Raw genomic sequence first — 22,274 nt, 5'->3', positions numbered from 1 at the left:
CGTTGGATCCCGTCCGGTCCACATGATTGACCCGGTCCACATGATTGACCCGGTCCACATGATTGACCCGGTTCACATGATTGATCCGGTTCACACGGTTGATCCGGTTCACACGGTTGATCCGTTTCATTCGTTTCGCCGGATTCCGGCCGACGCTACCCCAACCCCCGTGCCCCGCCGCCGAACCCCGCCACGCCCCGCGCGGCGCGCCCGGCCCCGCCCCCGGCCGCCGGTAGGCTGCGCCGCATGCGCGCTCCGGTCGGTCTGGTCCTGGTCTCCCACAGCCCGCACCTGGCCCGCGGCGTGCAGGAACTGCTCGCCGAACTGGCCGACGACGTCCCGGTGCTGCTCGCCGCGGGCACCGAGGACGGCTCCCTCGGCACCAGCTACGACCTGACGGCCCGCGCGGTCCGCGCCGCCGACCGCGGCACCGGCGTCCTGCTCCTGGCCGACCTCGGCAGCTCCGTCCTGACCGCCACCCTCGTCCTCGCCGACCTCGCCCTCCCCGCCACCGCCCTCGCCGACGCCCCCTTCGTCGAGGGCGCCGTGGCCGCCGCCGTCACCGCCGCCACCGGCGCCCCGTTCCCCGAGGTCCTGGCCGCCGCCGAAGGGGCCCGCGACTTCCGCAAGCGCCAGTAGGGACCCGGCCGGACGGGCAGAGCAGCGGCGCGTTCCCGAACGCCTCGATCACGGCACGGGCGCATGGGAACAACGGAACTGGCGCAACGTACCGGGCCCTTCTACGCCGGCGACACGGACAGCATGGCCACCAGGCGCCTGGACGCTGTGGAGACCGTCCGCGATTGGTGGCGGGGCCGGGCCCGGGTCAGGGATCGGGCGGTTGCCATCGCCCGCCGACTGGGGTGCGGACACCCACCCCCACTGGGGGTTCAACGCCGATCCCCGCTACCTCGGCCACTACCACGATGCGGCTCGAGGGCACCGGGACTTCATCGCCTACATCGACGACGGGCTGGAGTCGTACCTGCGCGGCTACCTCTTCTGGCTCGAACAGCGACGCGAGCCGCACGTCGGCGAACCCCTCCCCCACCTCTAGCCGACTGCGGCACCGCAGTAGTTCCGGTCGCCGATCAGGATCTGCCCCGCCCGGGCGGTGACCAGCCCCGGCTCGGCGTGGAACCTGCCCGGCAGGGTCTCGCGCTCGTCGGCCTTCGCGCCGGTCAGCGCGAAGGCGATCGGCAGCCCGTGCAGGGTGCACACCAGGTGCAGCCGCAGGCCCCGGAAGAATCGCGTGCGGCTGGCGCAGCAGCCGTACTCGGCCCGTCCGGCCAGGTCGGGGCGTTCGACGGTCTCCCGGGAGCGCCCGCATTCCACGGGTGTGGAGTCGACCACCCACACGGTGTCGGTCCACGGCGAGGTGCCGGTCGCCAGGAGCCGGTTGACGTGTCCGATCAGGTCGGCGGCCCTGCGCAGGCGCCCGTTGGAGTCAGGCCGGCCGGGCAGGTACGGAGTACAGGTGCCGCAGGTTCGTGCGGGCGTGGCGGAGCCAGCGGCGTTCGTCGTCGGTCTCCACGTAGAGCGCGGTGGCGAGGGAGTCCAGGTCAGGCGTCACAACCGATCTTCGGACTCCCTCGCTTCATGTCATGCGCGACAGCGAGCCCTTGGACTCGATCGTCTATTCGCACTCCCGGAAGCGTGGGTCGCCCTTCGGCGCGGAGCCCGGCAACAGCGTCAGGTGGTCGGTGGCCGTGGCGCCCTCCCGGACGACCTCGGCGGGCATCGTGCCGGATACGGCCCACGGGGCCACCGTCGTGTAGAAGGTCCGGGTCCCGGCCGGGGTACGCAGGGTGCCCACCTCGGTCAGCGGCAGGCTGACGCCGTTGCAGGTGAGGTTGTCGACCTTCTCCTGGTCCACGAGGAACACCATCGCCCACACACCATCGTCGATGAAGCTCGGGCCGATCAGCCCCTTGAGCACCGGGGTGCTGCCCGCCGGCAGGTCCTTGTCCGCGTAGCAGCCGCGCACCAGGCCCAACGGCGTGTGCTCTCCCCAGCAGAGGTCGCCGCCAACCGTGGGCCACAGGAACCAGTACACGTCCCCCTCGTGGAAGGCCGGGATCAGCCGGTCGATGACCGGGCCCTGGCCGGCCTGCTCGGCCAGCTCGCGGATCTGCTGCTCCGCCCTCGCCGGCGTCACCGGCGGTCGGCTTGCCGGGGAGGGCCAGATTGTCACGGTCGGGATCGCACTCGGATCGGCCGAGCCGGACGCACCGGGCACCGTCGGCGCGGGAGCACTCGGTGTGGCCGACGCTGTCGCCGACAGGGACGTTGCTGCGTCCGCCGACCGCCCCGGCGCCCCGGCGCATCCGCCGGCCAGCAGAATCGCCGCCCCGACCGCGGCAAGACAGCCGTACCCGACCCGCCCCATGGTCCCCCCGTGTTCGACTCGCGCAGTGCATAGATGATGCCAACGAGACCTTGGCATCAATCATCCAGGCAGTGCCGCCGGAGCACTCCCGGACGGCGGGCGCGGCGCCGTGGACTCCCCGGTGGCGGTCAGGCGGGGAGGAGGCGGTCCAGGGCGCGGCGGGTGCGGGTGGCGGCGAGGGGGTCGCGGAGGAGTTGGAGGGCCTGGTTGAGGGCCAGGTAGATGCCGGTCAGCTCGTGGACGACCTGTTCGGGGTCGGTGTCGGAGGGGAGTTCTCCGGCTTCGACGGCGAGGCGGACCTCGCCGGCCAGGCGGCGGCGCCAGACCATCAGCAGGCGGGCGACGTTGCGGCGGACGGGGCCGTCGTGGGCGTCGAACTCGACGGCGGCGGTGGTGAACAGGCAGCCGCCGGGGAAGACCTCGCGGGCGTGTTCGAGGTAGTCGATCCAGCTCTGGCAGACGGCCCGCAGGCGGCGCAGACCGGGTTCGACGGTCGCCGCCGGGTCCCAGACCAGAGCGGTGAAGAGTGCGGAGGCCCGTTCCAGGGTGGCCAGTTGGAGGGCTTCCTTGGTGCCGAAGTGGCCGAGCACGCCGGCCTTGGAGAGGCCGAGGTCGGCGGCCAGCCGTCCGATGGTCAGCCCTTCCAGCCCGTCGACCGAGGCGAGGGCGACGCTGCGGTCGATGATCCGGGCCCTGGTCCGGCGGGTCTCGACCACCGTGCTGCGCGGGCTCATCCGATCCTCCTCCGCGGTCCGCCTCGTCCGGGTGCGCCCGATCCGCGCCCCGGCCCGGAATCCTACGTCGTACGGCCCCGGGGTGCGGTGGCCCGCGCGGCCGGGCGGGCTTCGGCGCGCCTTCGCCGCCCCACTTGTCGTCCATCCGACGAGAAGTGTTATCGTCCAAGTGACGCTAATGCCTGCCGGGTCGACCGCACCAGGAGGACACCGTGGAAGAACAGCAGCCCAGCACCTCCGCCCCCACCACCGGCTGCGATCGGAGCACCGGCCCCGACCTGCGGAACGGCCTGCAGAACGATCTGCGGAACGACCTGCGGAACGACCCGTGGGACGACCTGATGGACCAGTTGCTCGACGACCCGTCCGAGGAGGTGCGGCGCGCCGCCACCCTCCGGACCCGCGACACCGCGGCGCTGTGGCGGGCCGCGGAGGACGTCCCGGCCGTCCGCGCGGCCGCGGCCGCCAACCCGCACGCCCCCGCCGACCTGCTGGCCGAACTCGCCGACGACCACGACGGGGACGTCCGGGCCGCGGTCGTCCGCAACCCCGCCTGCCCGCCGGGGCTGCGCCACCGTGTCGCGGCCGCCCACGCCCAGGCCCCCTCTCCCTGCACCCCGAAGCACTGACCCGGCCGGGGCGCCGAGCCGACGAGGCACGTCACCGCTCGGGGCGGTGCTCCAGCAGGAGGCTCCCGTCCGGGCGTTCCCCGCCCGCCCCCGGTGGCACCTGCCGGAACCCAGCCTTCTCCCAGGCGCGCACGGCCCGGACGTTCGCCGCCGCCGGGTCGACGGTCACCCGCCGCCACCCCAACTCCCCGACCAGGTGGGCGAGCAGCGCCCGCGCGGCGTCCGGCCCCAGGCCCCGGCCCCGGGCGTGCGGCACCAGGACCAGGTCGATGCCGCCGCTGTCCGGCCCGGCCCGCCAGTACTGGGCGTAGCCCACCGGCGTGCCCACGGCGAGCACCAGGAACGACTCCACCTGCGGGCGCCGCCGCCCCAGGTACTTCTCGGCGACCTCCTGCCGCGACAGCGGCACCCCGCCCCAGTGCTCCACGAACCCGGGGTCGGCGAACCACCCGGCCAGCAGCTCCAGGTCGTGCTCGCCCGTCGGAACGAGCCTGGTCAGCGCCCCGTCCAGCCCGTCCAGCCCGTCCAGCCCGGAACCGCCGCCCACCGCGCCCACCCCTCCCCGCTCTCCGCCTGTTCGACGCCCCAGCGTTCCATGCCCGCCCGGTCAACGGCGCCGGCGCGCCCGCGGCCCGGGCCCGTCCGGCAGCAGGCCGGTGCGCCGGGCCGTCAGCAGCGACCATCCCGCGAGGTTGCCGGTCGGCCAGGCGGTCAGTTCCGCCAGGCGGGCCGGCCAGCCGGGCTCGCGCAGCAGGGCGGTGAGTTGTGCGAGGAGCGCGGCCCGGCCGCCCGGTGGCCGGTCGAGGGCGGTGGCCTCTCCCCACGGGTCGGCGAGATGGCCGGCCAGGGCGAGGACGGAGCGGCAGCGGTCCGCGGTCGGGGCGAGGCGTCCGACGTGGTCCGCGTAGTGGGTGAGCAGTTCCCGGGCGTTGTCGAGCCGGGCGAGGGTGGCACCCGTGCCCGCGCAGTCGGTGGTGGCGCGCAGCAGCCGACCGGTCTGGTCGACGACCTCGCTGTCGGCGTGCGGGTCGGCGATCGCCCGTTCGACGTCCGCGGCGACGAGCGTCTCGGCGGCGAAGTACCCGTTGAAGTCGCCGTGGTCGGCGGCCCGGCGGCGCAGCCAGTGGACGGCCTGCGGGTCGGCGGGCCGGTCGGGGTCGGCCAGCGGGTGCGGGCCCTGCCACCACGGGTAGTGGGCGCGGGGGTCGGCGAGGCGGTTCAGCGCGTGGACGCAGTGGGTGCGGGCGGTGCCGGTGGTCCGCTCGGCCAGTCGACTCAGGGCCGGGGTGGCCCCCGCGTTCGGCAGGCGTTCCAGCGCGTCGGCGGGGAGCCGGCCGAACGGGGAGCCGAGCAGGCCGACGGTCAGGATCAGCGGGACGTCGCTCTCGACGGCCGTCTCGGCCAGCAGGGCGAGCCCGGCGGCCACCGCTTCCCGCCCGGTGCCGTGGCGCACCAGCCAACGGCCCACCGTGCGCAGCAGCGCGGGCGGGTGACGCCTGCTCAGGTCGCGGACCGCCGGGTGCCGGTGCCGCGGCACCGGCACCTGCGCCAGCGCGCTGTCGAGCAGCCGCAACGAGGCCGGGCTCAGCGGGCGGCCGAGCCGCTGGTCGAGGACGGCCGCGGTGCGGGCACCCCGCAGCCGCACCTCCGCGAGGTCCCGGCGGTAGCGCTGCCCGCGGTCCGGCTCCGGCGGGAGCACGACCTCCCGCAGCGGGCCGTCGGGGTTCGGGCGGTGCAGCCGCAGCGCGTACTCGTACAGCGGCACCCGCGCACCGGGCGCGGTCACCGGAGGGTGTCGGACTCGATTCTCTTCACACCCCGGAGCCTGGCACCCCCGACCCCCTGCGGACAAGGGCCCGACGGGCCCCTTCCGCTGACGTGCAGTCAGAACGGCGGTCCGGCGGTGTGGGTGCCGGCGGCGGTCCACGGGTCGTCCGGCGGTTCGGGCCGCGGGCGCTGCCGGAGGAGTTGCGCCGCTTCCCCGGTCCGGCCGAGGCCGATGAGGATCTCGGCCCGGGTCTCCGGTACAGCTCGGGGGAGCCCGGGCCGCCCGTTCAGGCGCTGAGCTCCCGGGACCGTCCGGCCCAGCGGACCACGAGCGGCATGGCCAGGCCGGCCGCGACGAAGACGCCGCCCATGGCCAGCCAGCCGGGGGCGCCCCAGCCCAGGCAGAGCAGGCCGAGCAGGCCCGGGGCGACGGTGTAGCAGAGGCCCATGCCGATGCCGAACACGCCGGAGTACTGGCCCTGCGCGTGCGCGGGGGCCAGCCGGAAGCGCAGTTCCAGCGACCCGGCCGCGTGCCACAGCGAGCCCACGGTGTGGACGGCGACGCCGGCCGTCATGACGGCTGCGGCCGCCCAGCCCGGCAGGCCGGCGGCCGTTGCGATGACCGCCATGCCGACCAGGAACGCCAGCCCGGCGCGCCGGGTGGCCCGGCCGGCGACCTGTCCGCCCTTGATCCCGCGGCTGGTGCGGATCTGCAGGACGACCACCATCACGGTGTTGACGGCGAGCGCGACGCCGGTGAACCAGCGCGGCACCTGGGTGTGCAGGACCACCCACAGCGGCAGGGCGTAGGTCACCACCTCGCCCTGGATCCACAGGATGCCGTCCAGGACGACGAACGCCATGTACGGCTTGTCCTTGAGCGCGAGCCACCGGTTCGACCCGGTCGCGGCGGGCAGCGGTTCCAGCGCGGGCAGCCGGAGCACGACGGCCGCGCAGCCGACGAAGGTCAGGGCGTTGGCGACGATGAGCGCGCGGTAGGCGGAGCCGGAGTCGAGCTGGATCACCACACCGGCGGCCAGCGCGCCGAAGGTGCTGGCCAGGAAGGCGGTCGAGCGCAGGTAGGAGCGGAACTTCGGCACCTCGTCACCGCCGAACCGGCGGATCATCGGGCCGCGCGCCGCACCCCCCGAGGCGCCGGCCAGGTCGGTCACCGCCATGGACACCATGAACGCCGTGAACGAGTGGGCGAACAGCAGCGACAGCATGGAGACGGTCTGGACCAGCAGGGTGACCAGGAAGACGCCGCGCGGGCCGCGGCGGTCGGCGAGGTGCCCGACGGGCGGGCCGGCCAGCAGGCCGACCACTCCCGCGACCCCCAGCCCGAGCCCGACCTGCCCGATCGGCAGGCCGATCACCCGCAGCGCGTACAGCGGCGCCGTCGACAGGAAGGCCGCGGTGCCGAGCTGGTTGACGAAGCCGCCGAGGGCCAGCCGGCGCTGGGGGCCCGACTCGAGGAGCAGCCCCCGGCGCACCGGCCAGGGCCGACGGTCCGGGGCGGTGTCCTCCTGACAGCCGTCGGGGGGCAGCGTGCCGGTCTGACTCACGTGGGACTCCTGGACGTTGGCCGCGGCTGGGCGGGGACGGTCGGTGCGGTGCGGTCTCCGGGAGTGAACGGCGCATCGCGCGCGCCCCGGCGAACCCCGGAGAGGGGCCCGGCCGCAGCCGCCCCTCCCGGTCCGCCCGCCGCGCCCCCCGGTCCGCGGCTCAAAGCTTCAAGATCATCTCAAAGAAGGACGCCCGCCGCTCCCGAACCCGGCAAGCCGTCGGCTCTCCGTGCCGGACACGGCCCGGGTGCGGCCGAAGACTCTGCCGACAAGTCCGAACGCGTTCGGGCCCGGGGACCGACCGGATGACCCGTCTCAGCGAAGTTTGACGAGTCTCACCGAAGTTTGACTGCGCAGCTCAGCCCCGGCGCATGCTGCTGCTGGCGTTCCGAGCATGATTGGCGTCGTGGAGAGCGCAGCTGAGAAGGTCAAGGTCTGGTTCCGGTTCGTCCCGCGCGAGGGATGGTTCCCGCAGGACACCGAGGGTCTGTGGGCGACAAGGCTCAGCGCCGACACGGCCTCGATCGAAAACGTCCCGTTCCTCCAGGACGGTGTTGCCGAGGGGGACGTCGTGCGGTTCCAGACCGACTCGGACGGGCTGCACTGGGCCGTCGGGCGGGTCAGCTCGGCCGGCAACTGCACGGTACGCGTCGTACCCATCCCTTCCGGGCCGTTGGGGCGCAGTCCTCAAGCAGTGCACCAGCGCCTGGCCGCCTTCCACCTCGGCGGCGAGGTCATGAGCGCGGACTTCCCCATGGTGGCCTTCAACATCCCGGCCGACGCGGACTTCGCCGGGATCAAGGCGCTCCTGGACCAGGGGCAGGACGAGGGCTGGTGGCACTACGAAGTAGGCTGCGGCACAGATGAGTGGTGGAACGCCTGATCCTCTCGGAGCTCGGCGCCGGCATCCGTACCGACCTGCTCGGCCCCTGCGACATCTACTTCCACCAGCGCCTTCGATCTCAACGCAGCCCCCTCGAAGCAGCGGTCAAACTTCGTTGAAACTCGTCAAACTTCGATGAGACGGGTCAGCAGCGCAGGCCGGTGCTGGCCGACTCCCGCTGCTGCACCGCCGGACAGCCGGGTGCAGCGCGCCGGACCGGCGAAGCCGGGTGCAGCACGGGCGCCCTTGCTGCACCAGCGGTCGGCTAAGGTGCTGCACGCGAACCCGATCCTCGCCGACCGTGAGCTGTCGGCACCTGCTGACCCGTCTCATCGAAGTTTGACGCGTCTCACCGAAGTTTGACTGCGGGCTGCCGGGCCGTGAGCGCTCAGGTCCGGTCAGCGCCGAATAGCGGCTCGAGCGGGTCACCCTCGAACCCGATGACGAGGTAGGCCGACGCGACCGGCCCCCAGGAGAGCTCTGCGAGCCGGGCGAGGACCTCCGCCTCGGACGGAAGCACGGCCGGGTCCAGGCCAAGGGCGCGGGCCGCCCGGTCACGGCGGTCGTCGAGGTCGGGCAGGTCCTCGCGGTACTCGTCGGCGAGGGTGCGGAGCTGCTCGGCCGTCCGGCCGGGAGCGTCCCGCCACCACGGCGCCACCAGGCACAGCCGCACCAGCTCGAGCAGCCCGACAGCGATCGGGCCGGCCTCGCCGTCGAGGCTCACGTACACCACCGGGCGCTCCTCACCGCCCTCTCCGACGAAGCAGAAGGCGTCTCCGCTGCCCGCTCGTGCGAACTGCTCCAACCGGGCCCCGGAGGCGAGACGGATCCCCTCCTCCAGTTCGTGATCAGCTGGGCTCGTCGCATCCAGATCGGCGACCCGGGTGAAGAACGCGATGACCTCCTCATCGCCGGCCAAGCGGGGCAGCAACACGTCAGAGCGAGCCGGGCCGCCGATGCCGCCGGACGTCGCAGTCGATCTGTTCACCCCGCCACCGTATCCAGACTCCCGGCACGGGCCGCCACCTGGGACAACACCATAGGCAAGCACACTCCCCGCAACACCGAGGTCAAACTCCGATGAGACAAACCCTCGCCGATCAAACTTCGGTGAGACTCGTCAAAGTTCGATGAGACGGGTCACCTGCTGACCGCTGCCAAGCGAACTTGACCGATTGACAAGCGATCTTGATTACAGCCAGGGGATTGGCACTTGTGTCAAAGGTGCGTCGATGCCCTCTTGCTTCCATGGGCGGCAGTCGCCACGCTCGATCCATGCGCGAACTGATCTACTTATCCGAACGCAAGCTCGCCCAGTTCCACGAGGATGCGAAGCCCCGTCGGTGGCTGCCGCAAGTTAGCAGGTGGAGCGCGAAGGCCCCGATGGGGTTAGGAGAGCTCGAGGTCTCCTTGGCGGACCAGGCCACCCCACAGCGCCCGAACTTGGAGAGGGTGCTGCGACACCTTGATTCGTTGATCCCGCAACCCGTCCCGTATTTCGAGGCGGGTCCCGATGCTGGGCAGTGGGTGCGCTTCAGGACGCGCTTGAACTATCAAATCGTCCGCCCGGTGACTGACAGTATCGACGGCGATATTGTCGACGAGCCTGTTGGCCCTCCGGCCGTGATCTTCTGGGAACCGCACTCGCGTTGGGAGCCCTGGGACAACCCCACGCCGCGTCTTGTGCTGCATGGCTCCCCCGAGCACCTCGTGGGCGTCCCTTCTGCCGAGCGCACTACTGCGGAGGGCCTGTCTGTGTCCCGAAGCTTTCCCCCAGGGTTCATGGACCTGCTGTACGGCAACATGCCCCGCAACGGTGAACAGCCTGGTGGGGCACTAGCGAATCTGCTCCATCAACTCGATCAGGTGATGCCGCCGCAGGCTGCTGGTCTCCTCACCGGTTATGCAAAAGTGACATTTGCTCTGGAGGTGCCCTTCGACGTTGGCGGACGTCGCGCGATGACTGCGGCTATCGTTGCCAGCCCCCTGTACGTCGAGAGCGCGCGTGATGTCGAGCGCCTCACGGGGCCCCCGTCTCGTTGGTGGCGGCGCCGCGCCGCCACCAACGAGACGGGGGCGAGCGGGTGACGAGCGGAACCCCTCGCGATGGTCAAAATCGGTTGGCAATCGGTCAAGGTTGCCTGTCAAAGTGACCCGTCTCAGTGAAGTTTGACCGTTCTCAACGAAGTTTGACCGCGTGGCTTCTAAGCTCTGGACCCGGTTTCGGATCGGCCTGGGAGACGGATGCCTGAACTCGCGCGGGCCTACGGCGATGAGGCGTTGTCGGCGTTCGACGTGACCTTCCGCCATGGTGACGAACTCCGGCGGATGCCTCTTGGAGGGTGCTGGGACGTACGGTTCGAGGATGTCGAGCCGGTGCGGAAGTTCAACTGGGCCAAGGGTGGCGAGAGTTTCGCGGGCCTGTACTACTCGGTGACGGTGGGCGGCCACGTCGGTTACGAGTCGTGGCTGGAGCGGGACCGGCTGATCCTGTTGGACCGCGATCCGCGGGTGGTGGCGGTCGCCTCGCAGCCGTTCTGGCTGCACTGGCACGACGGCCGGCGTCAACGGCGGCACGCACCGGACTACTTCGTACGCCTGGCCGACGGCCGGGCCCGGGTGGTCGACGTGCGGGCGGCTGACCGCTTGGACGGACAGGCACTGGCGGCGTTCGCGGCGACGAGCCGGGCCTGCGAGGCCGCCGGGTGGGGGTTCGAACGGGTGGGGACTCCGGATCCGGTGCTGATGGAGAACGTGCGCTGGCTGTCGCGCTATCGCAGGCGAAGGGCCGGAGGGCCGGCGGAAGTTGCGGCCCGGCTGGTCGAAGTCTTCGCGGATCCGCTGCCGTTGTGGGGCGGTGCCGAGCAGGTCGGGGACCGGCTGCTCGTCCTTCCAGTGCTGTTCCACCTGCTGTGGTCGGGCGTCCTGGCGGCGGAGTTGGAGTCCGAACTCCTCGGAACGGGGAGCCTGGTCTGGGCCGAAAGGCGGCAGGGGTGAGCGAGTTGAGGCGTCCGGTCCAGGTCGCGGTCGGGGACCGGGTCCGGTTCGACGGCCAGGTCCGCGGGGTGCTCGCGGTGTCGGCGCTGGCCGTGACACTGTCCGACGACGACTCCCCCTACCGGGCCGTCCCGCTGTTGGAACTGTTCGGGGCCGACGGCTTCGAGGTCCTGACCGGCCCGGCCCGGATGCCGCTGCCGCCGGTGTCGCTGTTGGAGACACTGCCGCCGGAGGTACTGGCGAAGGCGCTGTGGTGGGAGGGCCACATCCTCGAGGTGCTGCACGGCCTGCCGTTCGGCGCCGCCCCCGGCACGGCTCCCCGCCCCGAGTACGCGCCCGGCCAGTCGCTCACCGCCCGGCAGCGGGTCAAAGCCGCCGAACTGACACGGGCCGGACACCAGGTGACGGCGAGCGCGGTCGGCCACCACCGGCGCCGCTACCAGCAGGACGGCGTGCTCGGCCTGGTCGACTACCGGCCGGTCCGCAAGAAGCCGGAGTTCGGCGAGGTGGACGAGCGGGTCGTGTCGGCGATGCGGGCGGCGGTCAAAGAAGGCATCGACAGCTCGACGAAGACGGGGTCCTACTTCCTCTGGCGGACCGGGGAGATCCTCAGGGCCAGCGAGGAGGGCCGGACGGTGAAGCTGCCCTCGCGCGCCACCCTCTACCGTCTGCTGGCCAAGCTGACGGAGGGCACCCACACCTTCAGCACCGCGACGACCCGCCGGTCCAAGGCCCATGGGGCGAAGACCCCGTTCGGTGAACTGCCGGCGTTCGCACCGGGCCAGATCATGCAGATCGACTCCACCCCGATGGACGTGATGGTCCTGCTGGACGACGGCGTCCCGGGGCGGATCGAGCTCACCGGGATGATCGACGTCGCCACCCGGACGCTGTCCGCCGCGGTGCTGCGGCCGACCACGAAGTCAGTCGACGCGAGCGTGTTGCTGGCCCGCACCGTCACCCCTGAGCTGATGCGGCCGGGCTGGGCGGAGGCCTTGCGGATGTCGCGCTCGGTGCTGCCGCACCGCCGACTGCTGTCCTTGGACGAGCGCCTGGAGCACGCGGCCGCACGGCCGGTAATCGTCCCGGAGATGATCGTCTGCGACAACGAGAACGTGTTCATCTCCCGCAACTTCAAGGCGTCCTGCCGGTTCCTGGAGATCGACTTCCAGCCCGCGCACAAGGGCTCCGGCTTCGAGAAGGGCCACATCGAGAAGATGCTGGCCTCGATCGCCACGCTGTTCGTCCAGTTCCTGCCCGGCCACCTGGGCCGCAGCACCGACCACCGCGGCCGCCATCCCGAGCGCGAGCGGCTCTGGTCGCTGATCGAACTCCAGGAACTCCTGGACGAGTGGATCGTCGCGCACTGGCAGAACCGGCCGCACGACGGCCTGCGCGACCCGGCCCACCCGAGCCGGATGTTCACCCCGAACGAGAAGTACGCGACCCTCGTCGAGGCCTGCGGCTACGTCCCCGTCGCGCTCAGCGGCGACGACTACGTCGAGCTCCTGCCGGCCGAGTGGCGGGCGGTCAACGACTACGGCATCAAGATCAAGCACCGCGTCTACGACAGTCCCGAGCTCGACCCGCTCCGCCGCCGGAACTCCGGCATCGCCGCCAAGCGCGGTCTCTGGGAGGTCCACCGCGACCCCTACGACGTCTCCCGCATCTGGGTGCGCGACCACCGCAGCGAACAGCGGCCCTGGGTCCAGGCGACCTGGAAGCACCTTCACCGGGCCCCGGTCCCCTTCGGCGACCTGGCCTGGGACCACGTCAGCCACCAACTGCCCGGCGCCACCGAGGCCGAGATCGCCGACGCGGTCGCCGCCTTCCTCACCCGCGCCCACGCCGGACCGGCCGGCCAGCCGAAAGCCAAGCAGACCGGGCGCGACCGGCGGGTCGCCGCCCGGACCAAGGCCGCCGGACCGGCCACTCCGCTTCCCTCCCCGGCCGCCGACAGCCCTGCGGCGGAGCCGAACCCACAGCCGCCACAGACCGAGGACAAGCTCGCCGACGTGATCCCGCTTGGCCTGTTCGACCCGCTCGAAGACCCCTGGAGGCGACGATGACCACGCCGGACGCCGACGACCCCGGACAGCACCTGACCACGAAGGAGGGCTGGCGCAGGTTCACCCTCGGCCGGCCTGAGGCACCGCAACTGCCGGCCCCGGAGCAGTACGCCCTCCTCGCGGAGCCGATCCGCAGGAACTACGACGAGATCCGGATCGACCACCACGCCCGGCTGATGGTGGTGGCCACCTCTACGGTCCGACACACCGTCACCACCGGCCGCCGCTTGGTGATGCTGAACCGGCACGCGATCAGCGCCCGCCGGGGCCTGATCGTCTCCGGCCCGGCCGGCACCGGCAAGACGATCGCCGTTACCCAGCTCGGCCTGGCGCACGAACTCGGCGACCGCGCCGTCCACCACGGCGCCCACGGCCGGATCCCGGTCCTCTACGCCACCGTCCCGCCGGCCGCGACCGCCCGCATGATCGCCGCCGAGTTCGCCCGCTTCCTCGGCCTGCCGATCCACCGGAGGCTCAACACCGCCGACATCATCGAGTCGGTCGTCGGCGTCTGCACCAAGGTCCGCACCGGCCTGGTGATCGTCGACGAGGTCCACAACATCTCCCTGGCCACCCGCCAAGGCGCCGAAGTATCCGACACCCTGAAGTACTTCTCCGAACGCATCCCCGCGACGTTCGTCTACGCCGGCATCGACATCGAGCACAGCACGATCCTCCAGGGCACCCGCGGCGCACAGATCGCCGGCCGCTTCACCCTGATCCCCACCCACCCCTTCCCCTACGGCGAAGAGTGGAAGGGCCTGGTCAAGACCATGGAAGCCACTCTGCTGCTGCACCGGCACAAACCCGGCACCCTCGCCGGGCTCGACCACTACCTCCACGAACGCACCGGCGGCATGATCGGCGCCCTCTCCCACCAGATCCGGGGCGCAGCCATCGACGCCATCCTCACCGGCGACGAAGAGGTCACCCGGAGCGGGCTCGAAGCGGTCCCCCTCGACTTCACCGCCACCAACCAGCACCGCAAGAAGCGAAAGAACGACGAGTGACCGTCCCTGGCATCAGCACCGCACTGATCCCGAAACTGCCCGTCCAGGTCTTCCCCCGGCCCTGCGAAGGCGTCGAGGCGTTCATCGCCCGCCTCGCCGAAGCGAACTTCCTCAAGCCCAGCCAACTCCGGTCCTACCTCTGCGACCCGCCCGGCCACCGCAGCACCATCAGCTGGCCCAGGCTCATCGCCGCCACCGGCCGCAGCCTCGAAGAGCTCCAGAACACCCTGGAACGGACCCCGCCCTGGACCATCACCCACCCGGCCTGCGACTACTGCGGCCGACGCCCCCAGCGGGGCGAGCGCCTCCAGTCCCATCCCTGGTGGTGCTCGCCCCGCTGCAGACGCCGAAGCCTCCTGCTCGACTACGCCCCCTCCAGCCGCAACGTCCTCCCCGGCCAGAAGGTGACCCTCGTCTGCATCGGCTGCGGCACCCAGGTGATCCGTCGGGCGAACAGCACCCGCAACACCTGTTCGAAGCGCTGCCACGCAATCAGCGTCCGCCTCCGCGAAGCTGAACTCGCCCTCTACGAGAACCCCAACGCCGTCGAACCCGACGACGTCTGAGCACAGCGGTCAAACTTCGATGAGACAAACCGCCACCGGTCAAACTTCGATGAGACTCGTCAAACTTCGCTGAGACAGGTCACCGGACCGCTCCGTCCCCGTGGCGTCCATTCTTCGGGCCGCCGTTTAGCTTCCGATCGGTCGGTTGCTATATTCCTGGCCGTTGCCCCGGCACCGGTCGGGTGCCGCTGCGGAAGGGGAACGCCATGCCCGGAGTCCGGATCGCCGCTCTCGGCCACCACCAGCCCGGCCGGGTGCTCGGCAACGACGAGCTGGCGACGATGGTGGACACCAATGACGAGTGGATCCGGCGGCGCACCGGGATCGTGACCCGGCGGATCGCCGGGCCGGACGAGTCGGTGACCGACCTGGCGGCGGGGGCCGCGGCGAAGGCGCTGGCGGCCTCGGGGCTGGACCCGGCGGACATCGGGCAGGTCACGGTGGCCACCTGCAGCGCGGTGGACCGCTGCCCGTCGATCGCGGCGCAGGTCGCGGGCCGGCTGGGCATCCCGTCCGCGGTGGCGTTCGACCTGAACAACGGCTGCGCCGGGTTCTGCACCGCGCTGTCGGTGGCGAACCACTCGCTGCTGGCGGGCGGCGCCAAGCACGCGCTGGTGATCGGCGCGGAGAAGATGTCGGACCTGGTCGACTGGACGGACCGGCGCAGCTGCATCCTGCTGGGCGACGGCGCGGGCGCGGCGGTGCTGTCGGCCACCGACGGGGACACCAGCGCGATCGGCCCGGCGGTCTGGGGTTCGGACCCGTCGCGGGCGAGCGCGGTGCGGCTGCTGGGCGAGTGGCACCCGCAGTTCGAGCAGGACGGCCAGGCGGTGTTCCGGTGGGCCACCACCGAGCTGCCCGCGCTGGCCGAACAGGCGTGCCGGGCGGCCGGGTTGAGCCCGGCGGAGCTGGACGGGGTGGTGACCCACCAGGCGAACCTGCGGATCATCGAGTCGCTGGTGCAGAAGCTCGGGCTGCGCGAGGACGCGGTGATCGCCCGGGACGTGGTGGACTCCGGCAACACCTCGGCGGCCTCCGTGCCGCTGGCGCTGGCGAAGCTGGTGGAGCGCGGCGAGCTGCGCTCCGGCGCCCGGGTGCTGCTGTTCGCGTTCGGCGGCGGCCTGTCCTGGGCCGGCCAGGTGGTCACCTGCCCGTGAGACCGACCCGGGCCGGCCCAGGGGACGGCCCAGGCCCGACCCAGGACGGTCCAGGCCCGACCCAGGGGACGGCCCAGGGCCGGCCGCCGGGGTCGGGCAGCGGGTTCAGCAGCGGGTGCAGGTGATGGTGAGCGCGATCTTCTCGGGCGGCGGCGGGGAGTTCAGGTAGGGGGCGATCCAGCCCGCGAAGCCGTCGTCGCCCTGGATCGGGCCGTAGTGCCAGCGCTGGTCGGGCGCCAGTGGGGTGCCGTCGGCGTTGGTGATGTGCGGGTCGCTGGGGGTCCAGCCCTGGGGGCAGCGGGCGACCACGCCGCCGGAGGAGCCGACTGCGGTGACCGTCTCGACGTTCGGGTCGGCCGCTGCGGCGGCCGGTCCGGCGGCCACCGGGACCAGGGCGGCCAGGGCGGCGGCCAGGGCGAGGCCGGCGCCGAGGATGCGCTTGCGCGTCATGGGGGTCCTTCCGTTGCTCGCGCCGCCCCCGTCGGTTCGTGGGCGGTCGACCGGCATCATCTCCGTCACGCAGCGTGATATCACCAGCGCTGCCCGCAACCACTCGTTCGGCCGGAGCGCGGGGGCGGGGGTGGTGCGGGGGCGAGCTTTGCCCGCGGTGATCGAGTGCGGGCAAGATAGCGGGGTGACCCTCCTGGACCTGATGCCGAAACCCGCCACGCCCGACTCGCTGTTCGAGACCTTCGCCGAGTGGGCGTCGGAGCGCGGCATCACCCTCTACCCCGCCCAGGAGGAGGCGCTGATCGAGCTGGTCTCCGGGAACAACGTGATCCTGGCGACCCCGACCGGGTCGGGCAAGTCCCTGGTCGCGGCGGGCGCGCACTTCGCCGCGCTGGCCGAGGGCAAGCGGACGTTCTACACCGCGCCGATCAAGGCGCTGGTGTCGGAGAAGTTCTTCGACCTGTGCAAGGTCTTCGGCACCGAGCAGGTCGGCATGATGACCGGCGACGCCTCGGTGAACCCGACCGCGCCGATCATCTGCTGCACCGCCGAGGTGCTGGCGCAGATCGCCCTGCACGACGGCCCGCGCGCCGACATCGGCCAGGTCGTGATGGACGAGTTCCACTTCTACGCCGAGCCGGACCGCGGCTGGGCCTGGCAGATCCCGATCCTGGAGCTGCCGCAGGTGCAGTTCCTGCTGATGTCGGCGACCCTCGGCGACGTCCGCCGCTTCGAGGAGGACCTGACCCGCCGCACCGGCCGCCCGACCACGGTCGTCCGCTCGGCGACCCGCCCGGTGCCGCTGTTCTACGAGTACCGGCGCACCAACCTGCACGACACGCTGGAGGAGCTGCTGACCACCGGCCAGGCGCCGGTGTACGTCGTGCACTTCACGCAGAAGGAGGCGGTGGAGCGGGCGCAGTCCCTGATGAGCATCAACATGTGCTCGAAGCAGGAGAAGGACGCGATCGCCTCGCTGATCGGCAACTTCCGCTTCACCACCAAGTTCGGCCGCAACCTGTCCCGGTACGTGCGGCACGGCATCGGCGTGCACCACGCGGGCATGCTGCCCAAGTACCGCCGCCTGGTGGAGCGCCTGGCGCAGGCGGGCCTGCTGAAGGTGATCTGCGGCACCGACACGCTCGGCGTGGGCGTCAACGTGCCGATCCGCACGGTGCTGTTCACCGCGCTGTCCAAGTACGACGGGCAGCGGGTGCGGATCCTGCGGGCCCGCGAGTTCCACCAGATCGCCGGGCGGGCGGGCCGGGCCGGGTTCGACACCGTCGGCCAGGTGGTGGCGCAGGCCCCCGAGCACGTGGTGGAGAACGACCGGGCGCTGGCCAAGGCCGGCGACGACCCGAAGAAGCGCAAGAAGGTGGTCCGCAAGAAGGCCCCGGACGGCTTCGTGTCCTGGACCGAGGAGACCTTCGAGCGGCTGATCGGGGCCGACCCGGAGCCGCTGGTGTCCCGATTCAAGGTCAGCCACGCGATGCTGCTGTCGGTGATCGGCCGCCCGGGCAACGCCTTCGACGCGATGCGCAAGCTGCTCACCGACAACCACGAGGACCGCGCCGCCCAGCGCCGCCACATCCGCACCGCGATCGCCATCTACCGCTCGCTGCGGGAGGGCGGCGTGGTCGAGCAGTTCGACGAGCCGGACGCCGAGGGCCGCATCGCCCGCCTGACCCTCGACCTGCAGGAGAACTTCGCGCTCAACCAGCCGCTGTCCACCTTCGCGCTGGCCGCCTTCGACCTGCTCGACCCCGAGTCGCCCTCGTACTCCCTGGACGTGGTCTCGGTCGTCGAGGCCACCCTCGACGACCCGCGGCAGATCCTCGCCTCGCAGGAGAACAAGGCCCGCGGCGAGGCCGTCGCCGAGATGAAGCGCGACGGCGTCGAGTACGAGGAGCGGATGAACCGGCTCCAGGAGATCAGCTACCCGAAGCCGCTGGAGGAGCAGCTCGGCCACGCCTACGAGGTGTACCGCCGGGCGCACCCGTGGATCGGCGACCACCCGCTGCGGCCCAAGTCCGTGGTGCGCGACCTGTACGAGCGCGCGATGACCTTCACCGACTACGTGGGCTTCTACGAACTGGCCCGCACCGAGGGCATCGTGCTGCGCTACCTGGCGGGCGCGTACAAGGCGCTGGAGCAGACCGTCCCGGACGACATCAAGACCGACGACCTCAAGGACGTCATCGCCTGGCTCGGCGAGCTGGTCCGGCAGGTCGACTCCTCGCTGCTGGACGAGTGGGAGGCGCTCGCCAACCCGACCGAACCGGAGGCCGCCGAGGTCCGCCTGGACGACAAGCCCGCGCCCGTCACGGCCAACGCCCGGGCCTTCCGCGTCCTGGTCCGCAACGAGCTGTTCCGCCGGGTCGAGCTGTGCGCCCTGGAGCACTACGACGAGTTGGCCGAACTCGACGGCGAGGACGGCTGGGACGCCGACCGCTGGGCCGACGCGATGGACGGGTACTGGGAGGAGTACGACGACCTGTTCACCGGCCCGAACGCGCGCGGCCCGAAGATGCTGCTGATCGAGGAGGTCGAGGACGAGGGCCTGTGGCGGGTCCGGCAGATCTTCGACGACCCGAACGGCGACCACGACTGGGGCATCTCCGCCGAGGTCGACCTGTACGGCTCGGACGAGGAGGGGCGCGCCGTCGTCAAGGTCACCTCGGTCGGCGCGCACTGACCCGCCCCGTCAGGACCCCGGCTGCTGCGCCCCGTAGTGCGCGAGGTACGCCAGCAGCCGGTCGGTGACACGCTGTCGAGTTCCCGGAGCAGCCGAGCGTCGCGGTGGTAGGTCAGGAAGTCCGCCGGCAGCGCCAGCCCGAGCGCGGCCACCGCCCGTTCCAGGTCCGCGAGTTCGGCCGCCCGCCCGGACGGCTCGCCGCTCGGGCCGCCCAACCAGTCGAACGCCCCGGTGAACAGCGCGGCGTCGAGCGGGGGCACGCTGTCGTACGGGTAGCGCTCGTAGGTGTAGGCGCAGTCCCGGTACGGGCCGAGGTCGGTGTTGCACCAGCTGGCTTCGAAGCGGACGGTCATCGGGGCCTCGGCGGTTCGGCGGGGTGTCGGCGTCCCCGCAGGCTAGCGGTGCCCGCCGACAGTGCGGTGCGGGCCCGTACGATGGCGCGATGGAAGAGCTGGTGCGGGTGCCGCCGGAGGTCCGGGAGCGGTTCGCCGTCCGGTTCGGGCGCGGGGTGGCGGGGTGGTGCGACGAACTGCCTGCCCTGGTTGGCGAGTTGGCCGGGCGGTGGGGGCTGGAGGTGGCCGCGGCGGGCGGCGGCGGCACCTCGCGGGTGTTCCGGTGCGTGCGCGGCGGTGAGGTGGTGTGGCTGAAGCTCACCCCGGAGCCGCCGATCGCCCGCGAGGAGGCCGAGGCGCTGCGGCACTGGGCGGCCGTGCCCTCGGTGGTTCCGCTGCTCGCCGCGGACCTCCCGGCCGGGGCCCTGCTGCTGGCGGACGTCCGGCCCGGTACGACGCTGCGGAAACTCGGCTGGAACCTGCCGGAAGTCGCCGCCCTGCTACGGAACTTGCGCACCCCCGCCGAGCCGGGGGCGGACTCGGCGCTGCGGCCGCTCGCCGACCGGGTCGCCTTCCTCTTCGACCTCGCCGCGCGCCGGGGCAGGCCCGTCCCGGCCGCGCAGCGGGCGGCCGCCCTGGAACTCGCCTCCGGCGGACCGGTCGGACTCGTCCACGGCGACCTCCACCCGTCCAACGTGCTGGCCGGCCCGGACGGCCGCCCGGTGGCGATCGACCCGCGGCCGTCCTGGGGCGACCCGGACTTCGACGCGATCGACTGGGTGCTGGAAGGCAGCACCGGCCCGGGCGCCCTGGAACGGCGGATCGCCGAACTGGCCGCCCTCGTCCCCGGCCTCTCCCCCGACCGCCTGCTGGCCTGGTGCCGGGCCCTGAGCGTCCTGACCGCCAACCCCCTGCCGGCCTGATCGGCTCTCAGCGGGCGTCGGGTGCGGCAATGTCCGTTTCGTCGCTGCACGTTCGTGCGGGGTCTTCGGGAACCGGTGGCGGTTGAGGCGTCCTCGGTGGTGCGCCGGCGCGGTGAGTGAGCGCAAGGCGCATCCGGGTGACGTGTCCGACGCGCAGTGGTCGCCGGTCGAGCCGATCCTGCCGGTCCCGCCCGGCCGAACTCGACGCGGAACACGCCGGCCTCGTCGTCGAGACCGAATTCGATGCCCCGGTCGGTGGACGCCCACTATCGTGGAATCTGCGCAGGACAGGACGGGCTGGGGGGAACCTTGTACTACAGCGGCTTGGGGCTTGACCGGGTTGGCGGCCGGCGTACCGACTCGGAGTGGGTGGCCGGGCTGTTGAAGAGCCCCGGTACCCAGGTGATTCCCTTGTGGCGGGACCACTGTCTGGTCCGCGACGACAGGCCCGTCCGGCTGCCGCTGGCCGAGGCGCGCGGCATCCTCGACGCCGCCGACGACCAGGTGTTCCTCGGCATGGACGGAGAGGCCGCGGTGTTCGCGGCCGACGTGTCCCGCGTCGACCGGTCCGACGCCGTCGAACTGGCCACCGCGGACACGGTGCTGGAGGTGCGAGCCATGGTTCCCACCATCACGCCGGACGAGGCGGGCCTGCTCGCGTATGCCCGTGGAATCCTGCACTGGAACCGGAATCAGCGGTTCTGCGGTGCGTGCGGCGGTCCGGCCGTCCCCAGCAACGGTGGCCACCTGCGGACCTGTCAGGGCTGCGGAAAGCTGCTCTTCCCGCGGATCGAACCGGCCGTGATCGTGCTGGTCGAACTACCCGGCACGCCTCGGCGCTGCCTGCTCGGCCGGCACGCGGGATCCGGTCCGGACCGCTTCAGCACGCTGGCCGGGTTCGTCGAGATCGGGGAGAACCTCGAGGACGCGGTGCGCCGCGAGGTCGCCGAAGAGGCCGGTGTCGAGGTGGGGACGATCACCTACCAGGGATCCCAGTCGTGGCCGTTCCCGTCCGGGATGATGATCGGGTTCCGCGCCGAGGCCGTTTCCGACCGGATCGACGTGGACAACGTGGAGGTGGTGGAGGCACGTTGGTTCACGGCGGCCGAACTCCGGTCGCGAATCACGGGCTCCGCTGTCGACGGGCCCTACCGGGTCGACTCGATCGACAAGGTGCTCATCGACCAGTGGCTGGCCGACGTGGAGTGAGTCGGCTTGCCGCACTGTTGGCTTGCCACACTGCTGGGGGAATGTGAGCCGAACCCGACGCGGAACGCGCCGACCTGGCAACCGCCCGCAGAGTCGTCCTGTCCCTCGGCGACGGCGAGCCCGCCGGCGACCGGATGCCGGGCCGGGGACGGGTCAGCGCCGGTGCCGGGCTCAGCGCGGGGTGAGGCCGTCCAGGACCAGGTCGACCAGGGCGGTGACGAAGGCGGGGGTGACGGGTTCGCCGAGCAGCAGGTGGCGGGCGAACAGCGGGCTCATCAGGGCTTCGACGGCGGCCCGGGGGTCGGCGTCGGGGCGGATCTCGCCGCGGGCGGCGGCGCGGTGCAGGAGCTGTTCGGCGCGGGTGAGGCGGTCGGCCCAGTAGGCGTCGCGGCCGCTGCGGGTCTCGGCGGTGGCGGGGGCGATGCTCAGGTGCAGCAGGGCGGGGCCCTCGGGGGTGTCGAGGAAGGCGCCGAGGGCGGTGAGGAGTCGGCGCAGGTCCTCGCGCAGGCTGCCGGTGTCGGGCAGCGGCATGGCCTGGTCGGTGTAGTCGGCGAGGGCTTCGCGCAGCAGGTCCTCGCGCGTCCCCCAGTTCCGGTAGATCGAGGTCTCGTGCACTCCGGCCGCGGCGGCGACCGCGGCAACGGTGGCGGCCTCCAGGCCGCCCTCGGCGAGCAGCCGCACGGTGGCGTCCAGTACGGCCCGGCGCATCGCGGCGCCGCGGCGGCGCAGCGGGGCGGCGGCCTTGGCCTGGGGGGTCTCGTCCTGGGGCACACCGGGAGCCTAACGCAAGGCTCCTTGCGTTGCACCGGGCTGCGACGTAGCCTCGACAACGCAAGTCACCTTGCGATATCCCGCCGTACGCCGGGGTGTCGTGAGCGGCAACGAGGCCGCCGACGGCT

22 protein-coding genes and 1 pseudogene are annotated in these 22,274 nt (G+C 72.2%); 14 read left to right on the top strand and 9 right to left on the bottom strand.

Annotated elements, in window-relative coordinates; translation table 11 throughout:
- The first annotated feature begins 246 nt into the window (after nucleotides 1–246).
- Entirely contained in the window at nucleotides 247–639 is a 393-nt protein-coding gene (gene dhaM, locus OU787_RS32605; RefSeq protein ID WP_268661544.1) for a dihydroxyacetone kinase phosphoryl donor subunit DhaM, read from the top strand.
- 202 nt (nucleotides 640–841) lie between these two features.
- Nucleotides 842–1,057, top strand: coding sequence for a hypothetical protein (locus OU787_RS32600; protein WP_268661543.1), 216 nt, complete (start codon nucleotides 842–844; stop codon nucleotides 1,055–1,057).
- 11 nt (nucleotides 1,058–1,068) lie between these two features.
- Here the strand turns inward: OU787_RS32600 and OU787_RS34940 are convergent.
- The 3 genes and pseudogenes from OU787_RS34940 to OU787_RS32580 form a co-directional block, all read right to left on the bottom strand.
- A pseudogene (locus OU787_RS34940) lies at nucleotides 1,069–1,573 on the bottom strand (transposase); the annotation flags it as partial.
- Nucleotides 1,574–1,636: 63 nt separating this feature from the next.
- Nucleotides 1,637–2,158 carry a hypothetical protein gene (locus OU787_RS32585; protein WP_268661540.1) on the bottom strand — a complete coding sequence of 174 codons (522 nt, stop codon included), beginning with the start codon at nucleotides 2,156–2,158 and terminating at the stop codon, nucleotides 1,637–1,639.
- Nucleotides 2,159–2,517: 359 nt separating this feature from the next.
- Entirely contained in the window at nucleotides 2,518–3,123 is a 606-nt protein-coding gene (locus OU787_RS32580; protein ID WP_030460902.1) for a TetR/AcrR family transcriptional regulator, read from the bottom strand.
- 212 nt (nucleotides 3,124–3,335) lie between these two features.
- Here OU787_RS32580 and OU787_RS32575 point away from each other — a divergent pair, with 212 nt between their 5' ends.
- Nucleotides 3,336–3,752, top strand: coding sequence for a variant leucine-rich repeat-containing protein (locus OU787_RS32575; RefSeq protein ID WP_268661539.1), 417 nt, complete (start codon nucleotides 3,336–3,338; stop codon nucleotides 3,750–3,752).
- 31 nt (nucleotides 3,753–3,783) lie between these two features.
- Here the strand turns inward: OU787_RS32575 and OU787_RS32570 are convergent, their stop codons facing one another.
- The 3 genes from OU787_RS32570 to OU787_RS32560 all read right to left on the bottom strand — a co-directional run bounded on the left by OU787_RS32570 (nucleotide 3,784) and on the right by OU787_RS32560 (nucleotide 7,084).
- Nucleotides 3,784–4,299: a GNAT family N-acetyltransferase gene (locus OU787_RS32570; RefSeq protein WP_268661538.1), complete on the bottom strand. Its 516-nt coding sequence runs from the start codon at nucleotides 4,297–4,299 to the stop codon at nucleotides 3,784–3,786.
- Nucleotides 4,300–4,359: 60 nt separating this feature from the next.
- Nucleotides 4,360–5,538 carry a hypothetical protein gene (locus tag OU787_RS32565; protein ID WP_268661537.1) on the bottom strand — a complete coding sequence of 393 codons (1,179 nt, stop codon included), beginning with the start codon at nucleotides 5,536–5,538 and terminating at the stop codon, nucleotides 4,360–4,362.
- Nucleotides 5,539–5,806: 268 nt separating this feature from the next.
- Entirely contained in the window at nucleotides 5,807–7,084 is a 1,278-nt protein-coding gene (locus tag OU787_RS32560; RefSeq protein WP_268661536.1) for an MFS transporter, read from the bottom strand.
- 394 nt (nucleotides 7,085–7,478) lie between these two features.
- Between OU787_RS32560 and OU787_RS32555 the strand changes: the two genes are divergently transcribed.
- Both OU787_RS32555 and OU787_RS32550 read left to right on the top strand, forming a co-directional pair.
- Nucleotides 7,479–7,967, top strand: coding sequence for a DUF4265 domain-containing protein (locus OU787_RS32555; RefSeq protein ID WP_268661535.1), 489 nt, complete (start codon nucleotides 7,479–7,481; stop codon nucleotides 7,965–7,967).
- On the top strand, nucleotides 7,955–8,086 hold the full coding sequence (locus OU787_RS32550) for a hypothetical protein (RefSeq protein WP_268661534.1): 132 nt from the start codon (nucleotides 7,955–7,957) through the stop codon (nucleotides 8,084–8,086). Before OU787_RS32555 ends, OU787_RS32550 begins: the two co-directional genes overlap by 13 nt.
- Nucleotides 8,087–8,355: 269 nt before the next feature.
- Here the strand turns inward: OU787_RS32550 and OU787_RS32545 are convergent, their stop codons facing one another.
- Complete coding sequence (locus tag OU787_RS32545) at nucleotides 8,356–8,955, bottom strand: hypothetical protein (protein ID WP_268661533.1); 600 nt, start codon at nucleotides 8,953–8,955, stop codon at nucleotides 8,356–8,358.
- A gap of 287 nt (nucleotides 8,956–9,242) precedes the next feature.
- On the opposite strand from OU787_RS32545, the gene OU787_RS32540 reads away from it, so the two are divergent.
- From OU787_RS32540 to OU787_RS32515, 6 genes are all read left to right on the top strand, one after another.
- Nucleotides 9,243–10,055 carry an SAVMC3_10250 family protein gene (locus OU787_RS32540; RefSeq protein WP_268661532.1) on the top strand — a complete coding sequence of 271 codons (813 nt, stop codon included), beginning with the start codon at nucleotides 9,243–9,245 and terminating at the stop codon, nucleotides 10,053–10,055.
- Between the two features lie 156 nt (nucleotides 10,056–10,211).
- On the top strand, nucleotides 10,212–10,964 hold the full coding sequence (locus tag OU787_RS32535) for a TnsA-like heteromeric transposase endonuclease subunit (RefSeq protein ID WP_268661531.1): 753 nt from the start codon (nucleotides 10,212–10,214) through the stop codon (nucleotides 10,962–10,964).
- The gene (locus OU787_RS32530; protein ID WP_268661530.1) at nucleotides 10,961–13,033 is read left to right on the top strand and encodes a Mu transposase C-terminal domain-containing protein; all 2,073 of its coding nucleotides are present in this window, start codon (nucleotides 10,961–10,963) and stop codon (nucleotides 13,031–13,033) included. The genes OU787_RS32535 and OU787_RS32530 overlap by 4 nt, the downstream gene beginning before the upstream one ends.
- Nucleotides 13,030–14,043, top strand: coding sequence for a TniB family NTP-binding protein (locus tag OU787_RS32525; RefSeq protein WP_268661529.1), 1,014 nt, complete (start codon nucleotides 13,030–13,032; stop codon nucleotides 14,041–14,043). Before OU787_RS32530 ends, OU787_RS32525 begins: the two co-directional genes overlap by 4 nt.
- Nucleotides 14,040–14,609: a hypothetical protein gene (locus OU787_RS32520; RefSeq protein WP_268661528.1), complete on the top strand. Its 570-nt coding sequence runs from the start codon at nucleotides 14,040–14,042 to the stop codon at nucleotides 14,607–14,609. Before OU787_RS32525 ends, OU787_RS32520 begins: the two co-directional genes overlap by 4 nt.
- A gap of 206 nt (nucleotides 14,610–14,815) precedes the next feature.
- Nucleotides 14,816–15,766 carry a beta-ketoacyl-ACP synthase III gene (locus OU787_RS32515; RefSeq protein WP_030460897.1) on the top strand — a complete coding sequence of 317 codons (951 nt, stop codon included), beginning with the start codon at nucleotides 14,816–14,818 and terminating at the stop codon, nucleotides 15,764–15,766.
- 105 nt (nucleotides 15,767–15,871) lie between these two features.
- Here the strand turns inward: OU787_RS32515 and OU787_RS32510 are convergent, their stop codons facing one another.
- Complete coding sequence (locus OU787_RS32510) at nucleotides 15,872–16,216, bottom strand: hypothetical protein (protein WP_030460896.1); 345 nt, start codon at nucleotides 16,214–16,216, stop codon at nucleotides 15,872–15,874.
- A gap of 202 nt (nucleotides 16,217–16,418) precedes the next feature.
- On the opposite strand from OU787_RS32510, the gene OU787_RS32505 reads away from it, so the two are divergent.
- The 3 genes from OU787_RS32505 (at nucleotide 16,419) to nudC (ending at nucleotide 21,375) form a co-directional block, all read left to right on the top strand.
- On the top strand, nucleotides 16,419–18,911 hold the full coding sequence (locus OU787_RS32505; protein WP_380367884.1) for a DEAD/DEAH box helicase: 2,493 nt from the start codon (nucleotides 16,419–16,421) through the stop codon (nucleotides 18,909–18,911).
- Nucleotides 18,912–19,353: 442 nt separating this feature from the next.
- On the top strand, nucleotides 19,354–20,166 hold the full coding sequence (locus OU787_RS32500) for an aminoglycoside phosphotransferase family protein (protein WP_268661526.1): 813 nt from the start codon (nucleotides 19,354–19,356) through the stop codon (nucleotides 20,164–20,166).
- A gap of 309 nt (nucleotides 20,167–20,475) precedes the next feature.
- Nucleotides 20,476–21,375: an NAD(+) diphosphatase gene (nudC, locus tag OU787_RS32495; protein ID WP_268661525.1), complete on the top strand. Its 900-nt coding sequence runs from the start codon at nucleotides 20,476–20,478 to the stop codon at nucleotides 21,373–21,375.
- Between the two features lie 171 nt (nucleotides 21,376–21,546).
- Here nudC and OU787_RS32490 read toward each other — a convergent pair whose 3' ends face one another.
- Entirely contained in the window at nucleotides 21,547–22,083 is a 537-nt protein-coding gene (locus OU787_RS32490) for a TetR-like C-terminal domain-containing protein (protein ID WP_268661962.1), read from the bottom strand.
- Nucleotides 22,084–22,274: the final 191 nt, after the last annotated feature.

The organism is Kitasatospora sp. YST-16 (genome assembly GCF_026802215.1).
Lineage (GTDB): Bacteria > Actinomycetota > Actinomycetes > Streptomycetales > Streptomycetaceae > Kitasatospora > Kitasatospora cineracea.
This window is presented reverse-complemented; position numbering and strand designations above follow the sequence as displayed.